This is a genomic window from Streptomyces gobitricini (assembly GCF_039532985.1).
Lineage (GTDB): Bacteria > Actinomycetota > Actinomycetes > Streptomycetales > Streptomycetaceae > Streptomyces > Streptomyces gobitricini.
This window is the reverse complement of sequence record NZ_BAAASR010000024.1, coordinates 101,459-122,908: the sequence shown is the minus strand read 5'-3', so window position 1 is coordinate 122,908 and position 21,450 is coordinate 101,459. Positions and strand designations below refer to the sequence as shown.

General features: G+C 72.3%; 12 protein-coding genes and 1 pseudogene. 7 read left to right on the top strand and 6 right to left on the bottom strand.

What is annotated here, in order from left to right:
- The first annotated feature begins 55 nt into the window (after positions 1-55).
- Complete coding sequence (locus ABD347_RS21985; protein WP_344363970.1) at positions 56-1,402, top strand: cation:dicarboxylate symporter family transporter; 1,347 nt, start codon at positions 56-58, stop codon at positions 1,400-1,402.
- 127 nt (positions 1,403-1,529) lie between these two features.
- Here ABD347_RS21985 and ABD347_RS21980 read toward each other — a convergent pair whose 3' ends face one another.
- The gene (locus ABD347_RS21980) at positions 1,530-2,129 is read right to left on the bottom strand and encodes a TetR/AcrR family transcriptional regulator (RefSeq protein ID WP_344363967.1); all 600 of its coding nucleotides are present in this window, start codon (positions 2,127-2,129) and stop codon (positions 1,530-1,532) included.
- A gap of 102 nt (positions 2,130-2,231) precedes the next feature.
- Here ABD347_RS21980 and ABD347_RS21975 point away from each other — a divergent pair, with 102 nt between their 5' ends.
- Complete coding sequence (locus ABD347_RS21975; RefSeq protein WP_344363964.1) at positions 2,232-3,848, top strand: MFS transporter; 1,617 nt, start codon at positions 2,232-2,234, stop codon at positions 3,846-3,848.
- A 288-nt stretch (positions 3,849-4,136) separates the two neighbouring features.
- A complete protein-coding gene (locus tag ABD347_RS21970; RefSeq protein ID WP_344363962.1) occupies positions 4,137-6,359 on the top strand; it encodes a HelD family protein in 2,223 nt (740 codons plus the stop codon).
- Between the two features lie 339 nt (positions 6,360-6,698).
- Here the strand turns inward: ABD347_RS21970 and glgB are convergent, their stop codons facing one another.
- From glgB to ABD347_RS21945, 5 genes and pseudogenes are all read right to left on the bottom strand, one after another.
- Positions 6,699-9,008 (bottom strand): 1,4-alpha-glucan branching enzyme, encoded by a 2,310-nt coding sequence (glgB, locus tag ABD347_RS21965; protein WP_344363959.1) that lies wholly within the window; start codon positions 9,006-9,008, stop codon positions 6,699-6,701.
- A 29-nt stretch (positions 9,009-9,037) separates the two neighbouring features.
- A complete protein-coding gene (locus tag ABD347_RS21960) occupies positions 9,038-10,420 on the bottom strand; it encodes a maltokinase N-terminal cap-like domain-containing protein (protein WP_344363958.1) in 1,383 nt (460 codons plus the stop codon).
- A 595-nt stretch (positions 10,421-11,015) separates the two neighbouring features.
- Positions 11,016-12,707 (bottom strand): annotated as a pseudogene (treS, locus tag ABD347_RS21955) (maltose alpha-D-glucosyltransferase); the annotation flags it as partial.
- The gene (locus tag ABD347_RS21950; protein ID WP_344364076.1) at positions 12,704-14,689 is read right to left on the bottom strand and encodes an alpha-1,4-glucan--maltose-1-phosphate maltosyltransferase; all 1,986 of its coding nucleotides are present in this window, start codon (positions 14,687-14,689) and stop codon (positions 12,704-12,706) included. The gene ABD347_RS21950 and the pseudogene treS, both read right to left, overlap by 4 nt.
- Before the next feature lie 262 nt (positions 14,690-14,951).
- A complete protein-coding gene (locus ABD347_RS21945; protein WP_344363955.1) occupies positions 14,952-15,893 on the bottom strand; it encodes an SDR family oxidoreductase in 942 nt (313 codons plus the stop codon).
- A 129-nt stretch (positions 15,894-16,022) separates the two neighbouring features.
- Here ABD347_RS21945 and ABD347_RS21940 point away from each other — a divergent pair, with 129 nt between their 5' ends.
- From ABD347_RS21940 to ABD347_RS21925, 4 genes are all read left to right on the top strand, one after another.
- On the top strand, positions 16,023-16,994 hold the full coding sequence (locus ABD347_RS21940) for an AraC family transcriptional regulator (protein ID WP_344363952.1): 972 nt from the start codon (positions 16,023-16,025) through the stop codon (positions 16,992-16,994).
- A gap of 118 nt (positions 16,995-17,112) precedes the next feature.
- On the top strand, positions 17,113-18,564 hold the full coding sequence (locus ABD347_RS21935) for a 4-hydroxyphenylacetate 3-hydroxylase family protein (protein ID WP_344363950.1): 1,452 nt from the start codon (positions 17,113-17,115) through the stop codon (positions 18,562-18,564).
- A 298-nt stretch (positions 18,565-18,862) separates the two neighbouring features.
- Positions 18,863-20,257, top strand: a complete 1,395-nt coding sequence (locus tag ABD347_RS21930; RefSeq protein WP_344363948.1) for an MFS transporter — start codon at positions 18,863-18,865, stop codon at positions 20,255-20,257.
- A 61-nt stretch (positions 20,258-20,318) separates the two neighbouring features.
- On the top strand, positions 20,319-21,440 hold the full coding sequence (locus ABD347_RS21925; RefSeq protein WP_344363946.1) for a monodechloroaminopyrrolnitrin synthase PrnB family protein: 1,122 nt from the start codon (positions 20,319-20,321) through the stop codon (positions 21,438-21,440).
- Positions 21,441-21,450 lie beyond the last annotated feature (10 nt).

Here is a 21,450-nt window from a genome sequence, read left to right as displayed (position 1 = left end):
GAGATGGTCTCGGGGATCCACAGGGACAGTGGAGCGACTCACCGAGGAGGACCCCGTGGCCGCACGACGGGACCGTACCCACTATCTGTATCTGGCCGTCATCGCGGCGGTCGTGCTCGGCATCGCCGTGGGCTTCGCCGCCCCCGGGGTGGCCGTCGAACTGAAGCCGCTGGGTACGGGCTTCGTGAACCTGATCAAGATGATGATCTCGCCGATCATCTTCTGCACGATCGTGCTGGGCGTCGGCTCGGTCCGCAAGGCCGCCAAGGTCGGCGCGGTCGGCGGGCTGGCCCTGGGCTACTTCATGGTCATGTCGACCGTGGCCCTCGCCATCGGCCTGGTCGTCGGCAACCTGCTGGAGCCGGGCGCGACCCTGCGCCTCACGGACGAGGCCGCCGCCGCGGGCGAGAAGCAGGCGTCCGGTGCCAGTGAGGGCACCGTCGACTTCCTCCTCGGGATCATCCCCAAGACCCTGGTCTCCGCCTTCACCGAGGGCGAGGTCCTCCAGACGCTGCTGGTGGCGCTGCTCGCGGGCTTCGCCCTGCAAGCCATGGGCAAGTCCGGCGAGCCGGTGCTGCGCGGCATCGGACACATCCAGCGCCTGGTCTTCCGGATCCTCGCGATGATCATGTGGGCCGCCCCGGTGGGCGCGTTCGGCGCCATCGCCGCCGTGGTGGGCGAGACCGGTCTCGACGCGCTGAAGTCGCTCGCCGTCATCATGATCGGTTTCTACCTCACCTGCGCCCTCTTCGTCTTCGTCGTCCTCGGCGCCCTGCTGCGGCTGGTGGCGGGCGTGAACATCCTGACGCTGCTGAAGTACCTGGGGCGGGAGTTCCTGCTGATCCTCTCCACCTCATCCTCCGAGTCCGCGCTGCCGCGCCTGATCGCGAAGATGGAGCACCTGGGTGTGAGCAAGCCCGTCGTCGGCATCACCGTGCCGACCGGCTACTCCTTCAACCTGGACGGCACCGCGATCTACCTGACGATGGCGTCCCTCTTCGTCGCCGAGGCGATGGGCAACCCGCTCTCGGTCGGTGAGCAGATCTCGCTCCTGGTCTTCATGATCATCGCTTCGAAGGGCGCGGCCGGTGTGACCGGCGCGGGCCTGGCCACGCTGGCCGGCGGCCTCCAGTCGCACCGTCCCGAACTGGTCGACGGGGTCGGTCTGATCGTCGGCATCGACCGCTTCATGAGCGAGGCCCGTGCGCTGACCAACTTCGCGGGCAACGCGGTCGCCACCGTCCTCGTCGGTACCTGGACCAAGGAGATCGACCGGGCCCGGGTCGCCGAAGTCCTCGCCGGCAGGGTGCCGTTCGACGAGAAGACCCTGGTCGACGACCACGCTCCGGAGGCCGGCGACGCGGACGACCTCCCCGAGCCGCGCGAGCCGGTCAAGGTCTGACGCGCAGGGGCGACGGACCGCGCGGCACGGCCAAGGAGGCCGCCCGGGCGAGGGCCGGCGGCCTCCCGCGGCGCGAGCGGGCCAGGGAGGCGGCGGCGGACGCCCGGTCCGGGCCGGGCCGCCGGCCTCAGGCCGCCAGCGACCCCACCAGCCCGGTCGCCCGTTCCGCCGACATCCCCGCCGAGATCAGCATCGTCTCCGCGGCGGACCGGCCGGCCCGGTCCGCCGCGAGGGCGCCCGCGTTGACCGCCTCCATCAGCCCGAACAGCACCTGCTCGTGCACGTACGCCAGGGCGGCGGCAGGCAGCGGGGAGGTGAACACGCCCTCCTCCAGACCTCGTCGCAGCACCGCCGCGCAGGCCTCGCGCACCGGGGTCAGCCGCTCCCGGATGCCCTCCATCGTGACGCTGCGCTGGGCGAGGGCCACCAGGAGCCGGTAGCGGTCGGCGATCTCCCACACCGCGAGCGTGGCCCTGGCCAGCGCCTCGGCCGGGTCGTCCACGCCCTCCCGGCCGCTCGCGTGCGCCCGGGCCACCGATTCGACCGCGCTGTCCACGAGGGCGGCGATCAGCGCCTCGCGGCTGGGGAAGTGCCCGTAGACGGTACGGCGCACGACCCCGGCCGCGCGGGCGATCTGGTCCATGGAGGCGTCCGGGTCGCGCAGCAGCTCGGTGAGGGCCACCTGCTCGATGCGGCGCCGGTTGGCATCGGCTCGTCCAGAAGTCACGCCCTCATTTTGCACAAGTCTGTGCAGTGGCGTAACTTGCACAGCATTGTGTAATTGCACACTGCTGTGCAAGAGAGTGTCGTCGGAAGGGTGGAACGAGCCATGCGTCTCGTCATGAACGAGCCGGTGGAGAGGATGGAGCGGCCGTACGCGAAGCGCTGGTGGGCACTGCTCGTCCTGTGCCTGAGCCTGTTGATCATCGTGATGGCGAACACCGCCCTCACCGTCGCCGCGCCCGACATGACCCAGGACCTCGGGCTGACCAGCTCCGACCTCCAGTGGGTCATCGACGGCTACACCGTCCCGTACGCGGCGCTGATGCTGCTGCTCGGCGCGATCGGCGACAAGTACAGCCGGCGCGGCGCGCTCGTCCTCGGGCTGGTCGTCTTCGGCGCGGGCTCGGTCGCCGGATCGCTCGTCGACTCCTCCGCCGGGGTCATCGCCGCCCGGGCGGTCATGGGTGTCGGCGCCGCGATGATCATGCCGGCCACTCTCTCCCTGCTCGCCGCGACGTTCCCCCGTACGGAGCGGGCCAAGGCGATCGTCCTGTGGACGGCCACCGCCGGTCTCGCCATCGCCGCCGGACCGCTGGTCGCGGGCGCGCTCCTGGAGAACCACGGCTGGGCGTCCACGTTCCTGATAAACGTCCCGGTCGCCGCGCTCGCGATCGTCGGCGCGTTCGCCCTCGTACCGCCGTCGAAGGCGGCCCGGCACGGGCGCATCGACTACGTCGGCGGGCTCCTCTCCGTCGTCTGGACCGGCGCGCTCGTCTACATGATCATCCAGGGTCCGCACTTCGGCTGGGACGCCAAGGCCGTCGGGGCGGCGGTCGTCGCGGGCGCCGGACTCGTCGCCTTCGTCGCCTGGGAGTTGCGCCACCCGCGCCCGGTGCTGGACGTCCGCCGCTTCCTCGACCGCGGCTTCGCCGGCTCCAACCTGGCCGTCGCGCTCTTCTTCCTCGCCGTCTTCGGTGCCTTCTACTACCTCACCCAGCACCTGCAGTTCGTGCTCGGGTACGACCCGTTCGACACGGGCGTGCGGATGCTGCCGCTGGCCGGCGCGGTGTTCGTCGGCTCGGCGCTGACCGGCTTCCTCACCCCGCGGCTGGGCATGAGGGCCACCGTCACGGCGGGCATGGCCCTCGGCACGCTGGCCCTCGCCCTGCTGACACGGGTGGACGCGTCCTCCGCGTACGGGGACTTCGTCGCCCCGCTGATCGTCCTGGGTGTCGCGATCGGTCTCGCCCTGTCGCCCTGCACCGACGCCATCATGGGCGCGTTCCCCGAGTCCGAGCTCGGCGTCGGCGGGGCGGTCAACGACACGTCGCTGGAGCTGGGCGGCTCGCTGGGTATCGCCCTGCTGGGGTCGGTGCTGGCCTCCTCGTACTCCTCGCACCTCGCCGACGCCACCGAGGGCAGCGGCCTGCCCGCCTCGGCCCTGGCCACCGCCCAGGACTCGGTCGGCGCCGGGTACGCCGTGGCGCACGGGATCGGTGAACGGGCCGCCCAGGCGCCGCCCGAGCAGGCGGCCGGACTCGCCGAGGCGGCCCGCCGGATGACCGACGCCGTCGGCTCGGCCTTCGCGGACGCGGTCGCCCACACCAGCCTGATCGGTGCGGCGATCCTGGCCGTCGGCACGGTCCTGGTGGCGGTCCTGCTGCCGGGGCGGAAGGCGCGTACGGAGGCGAGGGCCGAGGCCCGCGAGCCCGCCCCGGTCTGAGGCCGGCCAACCGCCGGGTCTGTGACGTGCCGCCGGGGGGCGGCACGTCACAGACCCGGCGGCCCACGCTCGACCGCCGGCGTCCGCGCGTGCGCGTCGGCGAGGCGTCCGGGCCGCCCCCTCCGGGGGCGGGAGGACGCACCGGCCCGAAAAGGCGTGGAAAAAGAGAACGCCCCGGTCGATTGACGACCGGGGCGTTTTCTCGCGTATATTGAGATATTCCTGTGCGGGCATGGAAAATCGCGCACAGAAATTCAATAAACGCACTGTACCGCGTCAGGAGTCGGATTGTCAACCGAGGAATATCGGAAAGAGCAGCAATTCATCACAGAGCTCTACGCGCGACTCGACCACCTGCGGGACCAGGCCGAAACCGCCGTCGCGGCCGCCCTCAAGGGCGTCGGGACCGGGTTCCAGGCGCGGCTCGAGCGAGATGTGCTGGTCGCCGAGCAGTCCGGGCTGCTGGCCGCGTTCGACGCGGGGGAGAACGGGCTGTGTTTCGGGCGGCTGGAATTCCGGGACGGCCGCGAGCACCACATCGGGCGTATCGGCATCCGTGAGGACGACGAGGAACGCACCCCGCTCGTCGTCGACTGGCGCGCCGAGGTCGCCCGGCCGTTCTACCTCGCCACCGGGTACGAGCCGATGGGGCTCCGCCGCCGGCGCCACATCACCACCGACGGGCGCGAGGTCACCGCCCTGCACGACGAGATCCTCGACCTCACCGACACCACCCGCACCGGACACGAGAACCGCGACGCCGACGAGGTCCTGCTCGCCGCGCTCGACGCCGCCCGCACCGGGCGTATGAGCGACATCGTCCAGACCATCCAGGCCGAGCAGGACCGCATCATCCGCGCACCGCACCAGGGCGTCCTCGTCGTCGAGGGCGGCCCCGGCACCGGCAAGACCGCCGTCGCACTGCACCGCGCCGCGTACCTGCTCTACGCGTACCGCGAGCAGCTGGCCCGCCGTGCCGTCCTCGTCGTCGGGCCCAATCCCGCCTTCCTCGGCTACATCGGCGAAGTCCTGCCCGCCCTGGGCGAGACGGGTGTCCTGCTGTCCACCATGGGCGAGCTGTTCCCCGGTGTCCGCGCCACCGGCACCGACACCCCCGAGGCCGCCGAGATCAAGGGGCGCGCGAGCATGGCCGCCGTCCTCGCACAGGTCCTGCGTGACCGGCAGACCGTGCCGCCCACCGACGCGCCCCTCGAAATCGACCACGACGACTACGGCACCCTCCTGCTCGACCGGAACATGGCCGAGGACGCCCGCTGGGACGCCCGCGGCACCGGACTGCCCCACAACCTCGCCCGCCCGCGCTTCGCCTTCCGGATCATCGACGCGCTCACCGACCAGCTCGCCGAACGGCTCGGCGCCGACCCGTTCGGCGGACCCAACCTCCTCGACCCGGCCGACATCACCCAGATGCGCAAGGAGATCGCCGCGAGCCCGCACGTCCACGCCGCGATCGAGGAGCTGTGGCCCACCCTCACCCCCCAGCAGCTGGTGGCCGCCTTCCTCGCCGCACCCGACGGTCACCTCCCGGACGGCGAGGCCGAGTTCGTCCGCAGGACGGAGGGCCCCTGGACCGAGGCCGACGTACCTCTCCTCGACGAGGCCGCCGAACTCCTCGGCGAGGACGACTCCGCCGCCCGCGCCGCCGCCGAGCGCGAGCGCAGCGCCCGGATCTCCTACGCCCAGGGCGTGCTGGACGTCAGCTACGCCTCCCGGACGTACGAGTTCGAGGACGAGGAGTCCGAGGTGCTCGGCGCCCACGACATCATCGACGCCGAACGCTTCGCCGAACGGCACGAGGAGACCGACCACCGCAGCGCCGCCGAGCGCGCCGCCGCCGACCGCACCTGGGCGTTCGGGCACGTCATCGTCGACGAGGCGCAGGAACTGTCCGCCATGGCGTGGCGACTGCTGATGCGCCGGATCCCCACCCGCTCCATGACGCTCGTCGGCGACCCGGCTCAGACCGGCGACGCCGCCGGCTGCGGCTCCTGGCAGGACATCCTCGGCCCGTACGTCGGCGACCGCTTCGAGCACGTACGCCTCGGCGTCAACTACCGCACCCCCGCCGAGATCATGGAGGTCGCGGCAGCGGTACGCCGCGCCGAGGACCCGGATTTCGTCCCGCCCCGTTCGGTGCGCTCCACGGGCGTGGCCCCCTGGGAGAGGACCACGGGCGATCTGGCGGCCGAGGTGGCCGACGCGGTACGCCGGGAGCGGCCCGCCGAGGGGCGGCTCGCCGTCATCGCCCCGGCGGGGCGCCTTCCCGGCATCGGCGCCGCCCTGCCCGGTGCCGCGCACGGCCCGGACCCCGACCTCACCCGGCCGGTCGTCCTGCTGGAGCCCCGGCAGGCGAAGGGCCTGGAATTCGACACGGTGATCGTCGCCGACCCGGACGGCATCAGGTCCGGCGGCCCGAACGGTGTCAACGACCTGTACGTGGCGCTGACCCGCGCCACCCAGCGGCTGGGCGTGGTGCGCCTCAGCGGGTGAGGCGGAGCCGGGCCGGCTCCTCCGGGGCGGGCGGGGACGAGCCCGTGCTCGCCCGATCCGGCCGTCCCCACGACGGCCGGGCCGCGCCACCCCCCGGGCGCCGTCACGGCGCCCCGTCCGCCGCCGGCCCGGGAACGCCTCGTGTCCGTCCGGCTCGTCCGCGGCGTCCGGCTCGTCCGCGGCGTCCGGCGCGCGCACGGCGGCGTCGGACGCCGGCGCGGCGTGCACCGGTCGTCCCGGCCGAAGACCGGCGGGACCCGGACGGAGAGGCGGGGAAGGTCCCCAGGGACCTTCCCCGCCTCCATTCCGTACGGCAGCGCGTGCCCGCGCCCGTGGTGCTCAGGCCGGCTTCAGCCACACCGTCGCCAGCGGCGGCAGGGTCAGCCGGACGTGCCCGCCCTCCGGCTTCACCGGGTCGGCGTTGCGCACGCCGCTGCCGCCGTACTCCACCGCGTCCGTGTTCAGGACCTCCGCCCACGCCGCGATCCGGTCCGGCACCCACAGCCGGTAGTCGTCACGCACCACCGGCGAGAAGTTGCTCACCGCCAGCAGCGGAGCCCCCTGCGCGTCGTACCGCAGGAAGGCGAAGACGTTGTCCTCGGCGGCGTCACCCAGCGACCACTGGAAGCCCTCGGGGACGGTGTCCCGCTCCCACAGCGCGGGCGTCGCCGTGTACACCGCGTTGAGGTCGCGGACCAGGTCCCGCACCCCCCGGTGGTCACCGGCCGAGTGGTAGCTGTCCTCCGTCAGCCACCACTCCGGGCCGTGCTCCTGGGACCACTCCGCGCCCTGCGCGAACTCCTGCCCCATGAACAGCAGTTGCTTGCCCGGGTGGGCCCACATGAAGCCCAGGTACGCGCGCTGGGTGGCGCGCCGCTGCCACCAGTCGCCCGGCATCTTGGTCACCAGCGCCTGCTTGCCGTGCACCACCTCGTCGTGCGAGATCGGCAGGACGTAGTTCTCGCTGTACGCGTACACCATCGAGAACGTCATCTCGTTGTGGTGGTACTTGCGGTGCACCGGCTCCTTGGAGACGTACACCAGCGAGTCGTGCATCCAGCCCATGTTCCACTTCAGCCCGAAGCCCAGGCCACCGCTGTCGGTGGGGCGGGTGACGCCCTCCCAGGCCGTGGACTCCTCGGCGATGGTCACCACACCCGGGCAGCGCCGGTAGACCGTGGCGTTCATCTCCTGGAGGAAGGCCACCGCGTCGTAGTTCTCCCGCCCGCCGTGCTCGTTGGGAACCCACTCGCCGCCCTCGCGGGAGTAGTCCAGGTACAGCATCGAGGCGACCGCGTCGACCCGCAGGCCGTCGATGTGGAACTCCTCGCACCAGTAGACGGCGTTCGCCACGAGGAAGTTGCGGACCTCGGTGCGGCCGTAGTCGAACTCGAGGGTGCCCCAGTCGGGGTGCTCCGCGCGCCGCGGGTCGGGGTGCTCGTACAGCGGCGTGCCGTCGAACCGCGCCAGCGCCCAGTCGTCCTTGGGGAAGTGCGCCGGCACCCAGTCGACCAGCACGCCGATCCCGGCCCGGTGACAGGCGTCGACGAAGAACTTGAAGTCGTCGGGCGTGCCGAGGCGGGCCGTGGGCGCGTAGAAACCGGTGACCTGGTAGCCCCAGGACGGGCTGTAGGGGTGCTCGGCGACCGGCATCAGCTCCACATGGGTGAAGCCCAGCTCCTTCACGTACGCGGGCAGCTCCTTCGCCAGCTCCCGGTAGGTCAGCCCCGGGCGCCAGGAGGGCAGGTGCACCTCGTACACGGAGAAGGGGGCCTCGTGGACCGGCCGGTCACCGCGGTGCGCCATCCAGTCGTCGTCCTGCCACGTGTAGTGGGAGGCGGTGACGACGGAGGCCGTCTCGGGCGGGCACTGGGTGCGGCGGGCCATCGGGTCGGCGCGCAACGAGCAGTGGCCGTCGGGCCCGGTGACGGCGAACTTGTACAGCGCGCCCTCACCCAGTCCGGGGACGAACAGCTCCCACACCCCGGTGCCGCCCAGCGACCGCAGCGGCAGGCCGGTGCCGGCGTCCCAGTAGTTGAACTCGCCGACCAGCCGCACCCCGCGCGCGTTGGGCGCCCACACCGTGAAGCGGGTGCCGGCGACGTCCTGGTGGGTCATGGGGTGGGCGCCGAGCGCCTTCCACAGCTCCTCGTGCCGGCCCTCGCCGATCAGGTGCAGGTCCAGCTCACCGAGCGCGGGCAGGAAGCGGTACGGGTCGTCCGCCTCGACGACCCCGGAGTCGTAGACCGCCTGGAGCGTGTACGCCGGGACCTCGGACAGCGGCAGCACGGCGGAGAACAGTCCGTCACCGTCGTCGTGCAGCTCGGTGCGCGCCCCGTCCACCAGTACGGCGACGCTCTTCGCGCACGGGCGCAGGGCCCGGACGGCGATCCCGCCACCGACCGGGTGGGCGCCCAGCAGGGCGTGCGGGTCGTGGTGCTCGCCCGCCAGCAGCCGCCCCCGGTCGGCGGGGTCCAGTGGTGCGGCGGGGGCGCCGTCGCCGCCGGTACGGGGGCGGGGCGTCGCGCCGGGCGGCGGCGTCGGCAGGGCGGTGGCATCCCCCAGCGGGGTCTGCTTGACGGCCGGGGTGGCCGGGGCCTTCTTGGTGGCCGGGGCGGCAGGGTTGCGGGTGGGGCGACGGGGGGTCACGGGGGAGGGCCTCCTCAAGGGCGTTCACATCACGGAGTGGTGGTCTGCGCGGCCAGGCGCCGGATGGCCGCCATCGGGACCGGGAGCCAGTCGGGGCGGTGCCGGGCCTCGTACAGCACCTCGTACACGGCCTTGTCCGTCTCGTACGCGCGCAGCAGCGCGGGCTCGTCGCGCGGGTCGGTGCCCGAGGCCTCGGCGTACCCGGTGCAGTACGCGTCCCTGCACCGCTCTGCCCAGTCCGGGTTCCAGGGGTGGTGGGAGCGGGCCGCGTAGTCGAAGGAGCGCAGCATGCCCGCCACGTCGCGCACCGGCGGCTGGGGGCGGCGGCGCTCGGCGAGCGGCTTCGCGGGCTCGCCCTCGAAGTCGATCACCGACCAGTCGCCGTCCTGGGTGCGCAGGGTCTGCCCGAGGTGCAGGTCGCCGTGGACCCGTTGGGCCCGCCACAGCCGGCTGTCCGACCGCAGCCCGGCGACCGCCTCGAACGCGGCGCGCAGCCCGGGGGCGTACGGCATCAGCGCGGGCACCGCCTGCGCGGCGGCGTCCAGCCGACGGCTCATCCCGTGGACCAGGTTCTCGGTCTGCGGGCGGCCCAGGGCGACCGTGGGCAGGGTGTCGGCCAGCGCGGTGTGCACCTCGGCGGTGGCCCGGCCGAGCGCCCGCGCCTCGGTGGTGAAGTCGCGCCCGGCGGCGAGGGAGTCCAGGGCGAGCTGCCAGCCGTCCTGGGACCCGCGCAGGAACGGCTGGAGTACGCCCAGGGTGCTGGCCTCCGGCCGGCCGTTGCCGGTCTCGTACCAGGCGACGGGCGCGGGGACCCGGGTGCAGCCGGCGCGGGCGAGCGCGAGCGGCAGCTCCAGGTCCGGGTTGGCGCCCGGGTAGACCCGGCGGAACACCTTCAGGATGTACGCGTCGCCGTACACCAGCGAGGAGTTGGACTGCTCGGCGTCGAGCACACGCGGGGTGAGGCCCTCCGGGATCACGACGGTCCTGGAGAACCGCAGCGGGCCCATGGGGCCGGGGGTGCGCAATCGTTCCAGCAGGAGCGCGGCGAGCCGCGGGTCGCGGAGCCCCTCGTAGATGGTGCGCCCGGCGAGTGGGCCGTCCGGGACGCGGCCGATCAGCGCGGGCGCGAGCTGCGGCGGCAGGCTGGTCCGGACGCCCAGCAGCAACTGGTAGCAGTCGGGCTGGGCGGCGGTGCCGAGCCCGGGCTGCTGGACCCGCACGAGCAGGTGCAGCAACCCGGGGCCGGTGGTGTCGAGCGGGAGCAGTTCGGTCACCGAGGCGAGAGTGAAGCCCGTGACGGGGCGCCCTTTCCCGGCGAACCAGCGCTGGCGTGGGAGCCAGTCGTGGAGCAGGGGCACCAGTGAGGGGAGCAGGGCGACCGGGGCCCGGGCGGTGGATGCGGTCTCCGACATGGCAGCGCGTCCTTTCCCCGGGCACTACGAAATGCACAGAACGTGCAGAGTGTCCCGGAATGCGGCGAGTGCTGTCCGGCTGTGCGGGACGTGTCGGGCGGGGATGGTCGAGATAGACCCGAATCGACGTATGAGGGGGAGAGTGCCCAGGGCGGGGCGACGGAAACGCCCCGCCCTGATGTCCTCACCTCTTACCGGCCGCCCGGCCCGCGGGGCGTTCGGCCGCCACGGGGCGGGCCTTGCCCTCCGCCGCCGGCGCTCCGGCCGCGTCCCGCCCGCCCGAGGGCCCCGCGGCGGATGGCGCCGCGGGAGGACGGACCGCTCCGGCCGGGCCCGCGGCTCCGGGACGGTCCGCCCCGGCCGGCGCGGGCGGCGGTGGCGGTGTCGCGCCCGGTGACCCTCCGTCAGGCGCCGCCCCGTCAGGCCCTGGCACCCCGGCGGGCGGCGTGTCCGGCGCGGTCACGGCCGCCGCGCCGGTGGGCGCCGCCGCGCCGGTCCTGGCACCCATGCCGGTGGTGGCCGTGCCGGGCGTGCCCGGTGTCACCGTCGCCACCGACGCCTCCGTGACCGTTCTGCCCTTGCCCGGCTTCGCGGTGTCCTTGCGGAGGCGGAACCAGTAGAAGCCGTGCCCCGCGAGGGTGAGCAGGTACGGCCATTCGCCGACCGCGGGGAAGCGCACCCCGCCGATCAGCTCCACCGGGTGCATCCCGTTGAACCGCCGCAGGTCCAGCTCCGTCGGCTGCGGGAAGCGCGAGAAGTTGTGCACGCACATCACCAGGTCGTCGCCGTACTCCCGGAGGAAGGCCAGGACCGCCGGGTTGGACGACGGCAGCTCGGTGTACGAGCCGAGGCCGAAGGCCGGGTTCTGCTTGCGGATCTCGATCATCCGCCGCGTCCAGTGCAGCAGTGACGACGGCGACGCCATGGACGCCTCGACATTGGTGACCTGGTAGCCGTAGACCGGGTCCATGATGGTCGGCAGGTACAGCCGTCCCGGGTCGCAGGACGAGAAGCCCGCGTTGCGGTCGGGCGTCCACTGCATCGGGGTGCGCACGGCGTCCCGGTCGCCCAGCCAGATGTTGTCGCCCATCCCGATCTCGTCGCCGTAGTAGAGGATCGGCGAGCCGGGGAGGGACAGCAGCAGCGCGGTGAACAGCTCGATCTGGTTCCGGTCGTTGTCGAGCAGCGGGGCGAGCCGCCGCCGGATGCCGATGTTGGCGCGCATCCGGGGGTCCTTGGCGTACTCCGCGTACATGTAGTCACGTTCTTCGTCCGTGACCATTTCCAGCGTCAGCTCGTCGTGGTTGCGCAGGAAGATGCCCCACTGGCAGTTCACCGGGATCGCCGGGGTCTTGGCCAGGATTTCCGAGACGGGGTAGCGGGACTCCCGGCGCACCGCCATGAAGATGCGCGGCATGACCGGGAAGTGGAACGCCATGTGGCACTCGTCGCCGCCGGCCGCGTAGTCGCCGAAGTAGTCGACGACGTCCTCCGGCCACTGGTTGGCCTCGGCCAGGAGCACGGTGTCGGGGTAGGCGGCGTCGATCTCCTTGCGGACCCGCTTGAGGAAGGCATGGGTGGCCGGGAGGTTCTCGCAGTTGGTGCTCTCCTGCTGGTACAGGTAGGGCACGGCGTCCAGGCGGAACCCGTCGATACCCAGGTCGAGCCAGAAGCGCAGCGCGGACAGGATCTCCTGCTGCACGGCCGGGTTCTCGTAGTTGAGGTCGGGCTGGTGGGAGAAGAACCGGTGCCAGTAGTACTGCTTGCGCACCGGGTCGAAGGTCCAGTTGGACGTCTCGGTGTCGACGAAGATGATCCGCGCGTCCTGGAACTGCTTGTCGTCGTCGGCCCAGACGTAGTAGTCGCCGTAGGGGCCGTCGGGGTCGCTGCGGGATTCCTGGAACCACGGGTGCTGGTCGCTGGTGTGGTTCATCACGAAGTCGATGATCACTCGCATGCCGCGCTGGTGGGCGGCATCGACGAACTCGACGAAGTCGGCCAGGTCGCCGAATTCGGGCAGTACGGAGGTGTAGTCCGATACGTCGTAACCGCCGTCCCGGAGAGGCGACTTGAAGAACGGCGGAAGCCAGAGGCAGTCGACCCCGAGCCACTGCAGATAGTCCAGCTTGGCGGTGATGCCCTTGAGGTCGCCGACACCGTCGCCATTGCTGTCCTGGAACGAACGCACCAGAACCTCGTAGAAGACGGCTCGTTTGAACCAGTCGGGATCACGGTCCTTTGCCGGTGTGTCCTCGAACGTGTCGTGGACGGGCTCGTTGACGATCATGATGTGGGTGACCCTCCGATCGGCGGGGACGGTCGCAGGACGAGGATGTGCGCGGGCGAGACACCCGGCTCGAGGCGCACATAGTTGGCCCTGCCCCAGTGATAGGTCTCACCGGTGAGCTCGTCGCGCACCGGCACGGTCTCGTGCCAGTCGAGGCCGAGTTCCGGCATGTCCAACGACACCGTCGCCTCGTGGGTGTGGCGCGGGTCGAGGTTGACGACCGTCAGAACAATGTTCGAGCCCGCTCGCTTGCTGTACGCGAGGACGGCGTCGTTGTCCGCGTGGTGGAAGTGCACCGAGCGCAGCTGCCGCAGGGCGGCGTTGCGGCGCCTGATCCGGTTCAGCTTCGTGATCAGCGGGGCGATGGTACGGCCCTCGCGCTCCGCCGACTCCCAGTCACGGGGCCGCAGTTGGTACTTCTCGGAGTCGAGGTACTCCTCGCTGCCCTCCCGTACCGGGGTGTTCTCGCACAGCTCGTACCCCGCGTACACCCCCCAGGTGGGGGACATCGTCGCGGCGAGCACCGCGCGGGCCTCGAAGGCGGGGCGTCCGCCGTGCTGGAGGTAGCCGGGCAGGATGTCCGGGGTGTTCACGAAGAAGTTCGGCCGCATGAGGGCGGCGTCGTCGCCGGACAGCTCGGTGAGGTACTCGGTCAGCTCCTGCTTGGTGTTGCGCCAGGTGAAGTACGTGTACGACTGCTGGAAGCCGATCGCGCCGAGGGTGCGCATCATGGCGGGGCGGGTGAAGGCCTCGGCCAGGAAGATCACGTCCGGGTCGGTCCTGTTGATGGCCCCGATGACCTTCTCCCAGAAGACCACGGGCTTGGTGTGCGGGTTGTCGACGCGGAAGATCCGCACCCCGTGGGCCATCCAGAACCGCAGCACCCGCAGCGTCTCGCGGACGATGCCCCGCATGTCCTGGTCGAACGCGATGGGGTAGATGTCCTGGTACTTCTTCGGCGGGTTCTCGGCGTACGCGATGGTGCCGTCGGCCCGGTGGTGGAACCAGGCCGGGCGCTTCCTCACCCACGGGTGGTCCGGCGAGCACTGGAGCGCGAAGTCCAGCGCCACCTCCAGCCGCAGTTCGCGCGCCCGTTCGACGAAGGCGTCGAAGTCCTCGATGGTGCCGAGATCCGGGTGGACCGCGTCGTGACCGCCCTCGTGGGAGCCGATCGCCCACGGCACGCCGACGTCGTCGGGGCCGGCCGTCAGGGTGTTGTTGGGGCCCTTGCGGTGAGTGGTGCCGATGGGATGGATGGGTGGCAGATACAGGACATCGAACCCCATCGCTGCGATGGCCGGAAGCCGCTCCATGGCCGTGCGGAAGGTCCCCGAGACCATCCGCCCGTCGATCTCCCTGGCCCCCTCCGAGCGCGGGAACATCTCGTACCACGAGCCGTACAGTGCCCGCTCGCGCTCCACCAGCAACGGCAACGGCCGGGAGGAGGTGACCAGTTCACGGAGCGGGTGGGCGGCCAGCGCCTCGACCGCCTCGGTGCCGAGGGCGGCGGCGAGCCGGTCCTCGGCGGAGCGCCGCTCGTCCCGCAGGGCGTCCACCACGGCGAGCACCGCCTCGCGGCCCTCGCCCTTCGGTACGCCGTCGGCGGCGCGCTCGTGCAGGGCGGCGCCCTCGGCCAGCACCAGGTCGGAGTCGATCCCGGCCGGGATCTTGATACCGGCGGTGTGGCGCCAGGTGGAGACCGGGTCGCTCCACGCCTCGACGGTGTACGTCCACCGCCCTTCGGCCGTTGGAGTGACCTCGGCGCCCCAGCGGTCGGTGCCGGGCGCCAGTTCCCGCATCGGGGTGAACGGGCCCGGACGTCCGGCCGGGTCCGTCAGGACGACGTTCGCGGCCACGGCGTCGTGGCCTTCACGGAACACCGTGGCCGTAATCTGGAAGGTTTCGCCGACCACCGCCTTGGCGGGCCTTCTGCCGCAGTCGACGAGCGGGCGTACATCGAGAACGGGAATGCGACCAATCAGCGAGTTCACGGCATCACCTGAGGGTTGCGTAACGGGTATCGCTCTTTGTACTTGCTCCGTTGACGAGTGGCAGAGCGCAGGCATCACCGCTCCTGTCCGGGTTCACTCGGGTGGGCGGGTACCGGAGGAGCCCTACCCATACCCTTCGGGTGGGCAATCCGGCGCGTTGTTAACTACTCAGGCGTAGGTGAACACGGTGAGAACCGGCCCCGTTCGAGTGGAAAATCGAGGCCGGTTCCTGCTCGGGTGTGTCAAGTGGCGTTCAGGTGAGCGTCTGGGCGCCCCGCTCCTCCGGATCACTCGCCCAGATCTGCCACGGCTGGCGCGCCACCCACTCGTCGACCGGCGCCGGCGTCACCGACAGGGTCCGGGCCGACAGGCCGTCGTCCCCGGCCAGCAGCAGCGGGTCCCGGCCCGCCGCCATGTAGTGGTAGATGCCCGCCACCCCGGCAGCCGCGGCCGGGCCGACGGCCTGCGCGAGACCCTGTTCGAAGGCCTGCGGCGCCAGCGCCCGGTACCGCACCACGCGCCCCAGCCCTTTGCCGAACTCCTCCGCCAGCTCATCTCCCGTCAGGGCCCGCGCCCCGCCGATGTCGTACGTCCGCCCCTCCAGCCCCGGCACGGTGAGCGCCGCGTGGACCGCCCGGGCCAGGTCCCGGTGCGACAGCCAGGCCGCCGGCACGTCGGCCGGCAGCGGATAGGCGAGGACCCCCTCGTTGACCAGCGCCGGGCCGTTCCACGGGCTGAAGAGGTTGTCCAGGTAGACCGGCGGACGCAGCACCACCAGCGGTACGCCGCTCTCCCGCAGCTCCTCCTCGGCGATCCGGCGCGTCTCGAACGCCGCCACCTCGGTGGCGTCGCGCGGGACGCGGGTGTTGGCGTTGTAGACCAGCCGCCGCACCCCGGCCTCCACGGCCGCCTCGGCGATGTTCCGGGCGTAGGTGCGCACCCGCTTCGCCTCGTACACCAGCGGCATCACCACCGCGGCGTGCGTCGCACCCGTGAACAGCTGCCGTACCGCCTCGGCGTCGCCCAGGTCTCCTCTGGCGCACGAGACGCCGGGCAGCGGGGGCCGGTCGCTCTCGGGGCGCCGGGAGAGGGTGCGCACCCGGTGGTCACGCTCCGTCAGCAGACGGGCGACCGCACCCCCCTGGAAACCGGTCGCGCCGACCACTGCTACCCGCATCTGATTCTGCTCGGACATTGGCTCCGACATATGCCTGATTGGCCCTTCGATAGGGTGTGACTGCTGCCATGACGGCTCCTCTCAGGCTGGCGGCGGCGGCTTTGGCCGATCAATTAACAATTCGGGGCGGGGGTTGAAGGATCGTCCATGGACACCGTGCGCACCGAAACCGGGAACGACGACCGGAACGACGACCTCCTCAGTGAGCTGTTGCAACCGTTGCGCCTCACCGGCGTCTTCGACAGCCGCTGGCACGTCCGCACCCCCTGGGCGATCGAAGGCGACGCCGAGCAGAGCTGCGCCGTCCTGCACTACATCGTCGAGGGCGGCTGCTGGATCACCGCCGAAGGCCAGCCGCCGCAGGAACTGCACGCCGGTGACCTGGCCGTCTTCCCCACCGGCACCGCGCACCGGCTCTCCGACCGGCCCGGCCGGCAGGGCGTCCCGCTCAAGGCGGTCCTGCCCGAGCGCCAGCCCGGCACCTCCGGCGAGATCCGCATCGGCGGCACGGGGCCGGAGAGCCGGCTGCTCTGCGCCGGGCTGCACTACGACGCCAGCGCCGCCACCGGCCTGTACAAGGCGCTGCCCTGGGCCCTGGTGCTGGACGGCTCACAGGTCGACCGCGAACCGCTGCTGCGCGACACCCTGCGGCTGCTCGCCGCCCCCGACCGGCCCATCGGTCCCGGCGACCGGCTGATCACGCTGCGGGCCTTCGAGATGGCTTTGGTGCTCGCGCTGCGCCCGCTGCTCCGTGAGTTCGCCGAGAACCCGGCCTCGCTGCCGGTCCTGCGCCACCCGGGTGTCAGCCGTGCCCTGGTGATGATCGCGACCCGGTTCGCCGAGCCGTGGACCATCGAGTCGCTCGCCCGCGAGGTGGGGATGTCCCGCTCGGCCTTCACGGCCGCGTTCCGCGCCCTGGTCGGCGAGGCGCCGGCGCGGCACCTGACCGGACGGCGCATGCAGGAGGCGGCGCGGCTGCTCGGGGAGACGTCCCTGCCGCAGTCGGCGGTGCCGGAGCGGGTCGGCTACCAGAGCGCGGTCGGTTTCCACCTTGCCTTCCGCAAATGGTTCGGCGTCACTCCGGGTGAGTACCGGGCGGGTGGGGCGAGCGCCGCGTAATGGTTTCCGGACGCGGGCTGGCCGGTTCTTAAGGACCATTGGACGGACGTTCATTGCCGAAGGTGTGGACCAACGGAGAGGCTCTCCTGCGGTAATGACGTTCGCAGGAGGAGAAACGGTGACGAGGTCCGGTCAGGAGTATCTGGCGTCGCTGCGCGACGGCCGGGAGATATGGATCGACGGGGAGCGGGTCGAGGACATCACCTCGCACCCGGCGTTCCGCAACACCGCCGCCTCGATCGCCCGCCTGTACGACCTGGCGCACGACTCCGAGCACACCCCGGTCCTCACCCAGGGCGGGGTCCACCGCGCCTACGCGATCCCGCGTTCGTACGGGGACCTCGTCGCACGCCGTGAGGCGTACAAGGTGTGGGCGGAGGCGAGCTTCGGCTTCCTGGGCCGCACGCCCGACTACATGGCGGGCGGCGCGGCGGGCTTCGCGGCCCTGCCGTCCCTGTTCGCGACGGAGACGTACGACGGTTCCGCCGCCGCCCTCGCGTACCACCGGCGGCTCGCCGAGGGCGACCTGTACCCGACCTTCACCATCACCAACCCGCAGATCGACCGCACCCGGTCCGCCTCCGAGCAGGAGGAGGACGACCTGGTGGTGCGGGTCGTCGCCGAGAAGGACGGCGGGATCGTGGTGCGCGGCGCCAAGATGATCGGCACCGCCGCCGTCTTCGGCAACGAGGTGATCGTCGGCACGATCGAGCCGCTCGCCCCGCAGGACGTCGAGCACGCGGTGTGCTTCTCCGTCCCCGTCGACACGCCGGGGCTGAAGTTCGTCTCCCGCACGTCGTACGAGGCGCAGGCGCGCAGCGTCTTCGACAACCCCCTCTCCTCCCGCTTCGACGAGAACGACGCCCTGCTCGTGTGCGACGACGTGTTCGTGCCGTGGGAGCGGGTGCTCGCCTACCGGAACGTCGACGTGTCGTTCCGGATGTGGTGGCAGACCCCCGCGTACCTGAACTTCGTCCACCAGGCCGCCACCCGGTTCTGGACCAAGCTGGAGTTCCTCACCGGCGTCGCGATCCTGGTCACCAGGGCCAACAACACCTACGCGCTGCCGCCCGTCACCCAGGCCGTCGGCCGTCTCCTCGGCCGCGTCGCGCAGGCCAAGGCGTTCGTGCTGGCGGCCGAGGCGTCGTACGAGGAGGTCGACGGCGGCCGCGGCGGCGTCGCGCCCGGCAAGGACATCTCCTTCGCGCAGCGCATCATGGCCGGTGAGCTGTATCCGCAGGCCGTCCAGGAGATCAAGCTGCTGATGGGCGGTGGTGTCATCCAGTTGCCCGCGTCGGGCGAGGATCTGCTCCACCCGGAGCTGGGCCCGCTGGTCCGCAAGTACATCCGTTCGCCCGGCACCCCGGCCGAGGACCGCGTCAAGCTGCTGAAGCTCGCCTGGGACGCGCTCGGTTCGGAGTTCGCCGGACGTCACGAGCAGTACGAACGCTTCTACCACGGTGCCCCGCACGTCTACCTCACCCAGCAGGCCTGGGAGGGCGACGGCCCCGCCTGCGAGGCGCTCGCCCAGGCCTGCCTGGACGGTTACGGCCTCGGAGGTGCCCGATGACGGCGCCGGCCCGGCTGCGCGCGGCGGACCCGGGGCAGTGCGCCCGGGGCGGACGCGCGGTCCGACCTCCGCGCCCTCCGGCCGGGACCGTGGCGCGGGCGGCGGCCGGAGGAAGGCTCCGTGGCCGTGGCGCGAGCGACCCCGGCTGGCACTGCGGCCGTGGCGCGGGTGCCCGCGCGTGCCGCCCGGCGCGCGGGACGGCCGCGTCCGGCGGCCCGGCGGGGCGCGGGTTCCCGGCGGGGCGCGGGTTCCCGGCGTCCGGGCCCGCCCGGTCCGGCGCGGCGCGCGGGAGCCGTCGATGAAGGGGTCGCCCGGGACCCGGCGCGGCGCGCTGGCGCTGCTGGCGGCCACACAGCTGTTGATGATCATGGATACGGCGATCGTCAACGTGGCGCTGCCGTCCGTCGGCGAGGACCTCGGGACGGATTCCGAGGGACTCTCGTGGGTGGCCAACGCCTACCTCATCACCTTCGGCGGGCTGCTCCTCCTCGGCGGCCGCGCCGCCGACCTCCTCGGCCACCGGCGGCTGTTCGCCGGCGGGCTCGCGCTCCTCGCCACCGCCTCCGCCGCCGGCGGCCTCGCACAGTCCACCGGCGCGCTCGTCGCCGCCCGCGCCGCGCAGGGCGTCGGGGCGGCACTCGCGGCCGCCGCCGCCTTCGCCCTGCTGCTGCTCCTCTACCCGGACGGCCCCGCCCGGCACAAGGCGCTCGGCGCCTTCGCCGCGATGGGCGGACTCGGCGGCGTCCTCGGCACCGTACTGGGCGGGGTACTCACCGACCTGCTCGGCTGGCGCTCCACCTTCTGGCTGAACGTGATCGTCGCCGCGGTGCTCGGCGCCCTCGCCCCCCGCCTCCTCGACGGCGGGACACGCCGCCCCGAGCGCGGGTTCGACCTGCTCGGCGCGCTCACCGCCACCGGCGGCCTCGGCCTCGTCGCCTACGCGCTCGTCGGGCGCAGCCCCCTCGCGGGCGCCGCCGGGCTCGCGCTGCTCGCCGGCTTCGCCCTCGTACAGACCCGCGCCGCCCGGCCCCTGGTGCCGCCCGCCGTGGCCCGGCGGCCCGCGCTGCGCCTCGCCAACGTGCTCAGTGCCCTCGCCCAGATGGCGTTGTTCCCCATGTTCTTCCTGGTCAGCCTCTACCTCCAGCGCGTGCTGGACCACTCGCCGCTCACCGGCGGCCTCGGCCTGCTCCCGCTGTCCCTGGTCGTCGTCGCCACCGCACCGCTGACCGGCCGCCTGATCCTCCGCCTCGGCCTCGGCCGGACCATGACCCTCGGCTTCGGGCTGCTGCTCGCGGGCATGGTCTGGCTCGCCCTGGCCCTGCGCGCCGAGGGCACCTTCACCACCACCGTCCTCGCACCCAGCCTCGTGCTGGGTGCCGCCCTGCCGCTGGTCATGGTCACCACCAATGTGGCCGCCACGGCAGAGGCCGCGCCAGAGGAGACCGGCCTGGCCTCCGGGCTGATCAACACCAGCCAGCAGTTCGGGTCCGTCCTGGGCCTGGCCGTCCTCGTGGCCGTGGCCACCACCCGCACCGGCACGGCCACACCCCAGGCCGAAACCGCGGGCTACCAAGCGGCGCTGCTCGTCGGCGCCGCGTTCGCCGCCGCGGCCGCACTGCTGTCCGTGCGACTGAGCCTGCCCGCGCCCGCACCGGCGCCGCCACGCCAGGACCGGGTGGGCGACCCGCGGTGACCGCCTGACCCGCGGACACCGCGCCACTCCCGAACCCACACTGCCCGAGGGGGGCATCCCGTTGACCCTGTACGACCTTGTCGCGCCGTGTCTCGATACCTGCGCCGAACCGCGTTACCGCATCACCGAGATACGCGGCGCCGACCCGCTCGGCGCCGACGCGCTGCTCGCCGCGCTCCCCGCGATGAACCGCGACGCCGACGTACCCGCGCTCACCATCGCCCTGCGCACCCTCGTACCCGACCTCGACCGGGTCGCCGAGTGGTGCGTCATCGAGGCGCTCGCCGCGATGCGGGACCTCGGCATGCTGCTCGGCTCCCTCAAACGGCACGGCGTCCAGCCGGTCGCCGCCGTCCCCGAGGTCCTTCCCGTGCTGGAGGAACTGGCCCGGCGCACCGACATGGTGCCCCGGGACACCGTGCACCACTACACGACCTGGAACCCGCTCGGCCCCCGTCAGCGGATGTACACCGGCCACGAGATGGAGGCCCACCTCCAGGAGGCCGTCCGGATGGTCTTCCCCAGCCTCGTCGCCGCCCTCGACACCTGCGGCCAGCTGGCCCGCCTCGAACCGTACGACCCGGGCTTCGCCCTCACCCTGGACCGCACCGCACAGCACGTCCAGGCCATGGTGGACTCCATCGACTTCACCATCGACAACGTCTCACCGTCCTACTTCGCCCGCACCCTGCGCCCCTACTTCGAGGAGGTCGACGTCGCCGGCCGCGACTACCTCGGCCCGGCCGCCGCCCAGGTGCCCCTCTGGCTCGTCGACCTGACGGTCTGGCAGTGCGACCGCCCCCACCCCGGCTACGACGCCTTCCTCGCCGAATCCGTCGAGTACAGCCTCCCGTCGTGGCGGGCCTTCCACGCCACCCACAAGGGCGGCGTCTCCGCCGTCAGCAAACTGTCCGCCGCGCTCAGCTGGGAGACCGTCCACCGGCTGCCGCCCCAGCTCCTTGCCTCGGCCCACTCGCTGGCGCGGGTGCTGAGGATCCTCAAGACGTTCCGCGCCCGCCACATAGGCATCGCCCGCAAGGCCTACAGCGACGACCTGCGGCTGTACGACGAGGGCAGCGGCGGCGCCCCCGTCGCGCTGCTGCGTTCGGTGCTCGACCTGACCCGCGACAACGAGACGCTGGTGCGCCAGTCCACGAGGCGACCGCGCCCCACCGCCGCGTGAGGGGGCGACG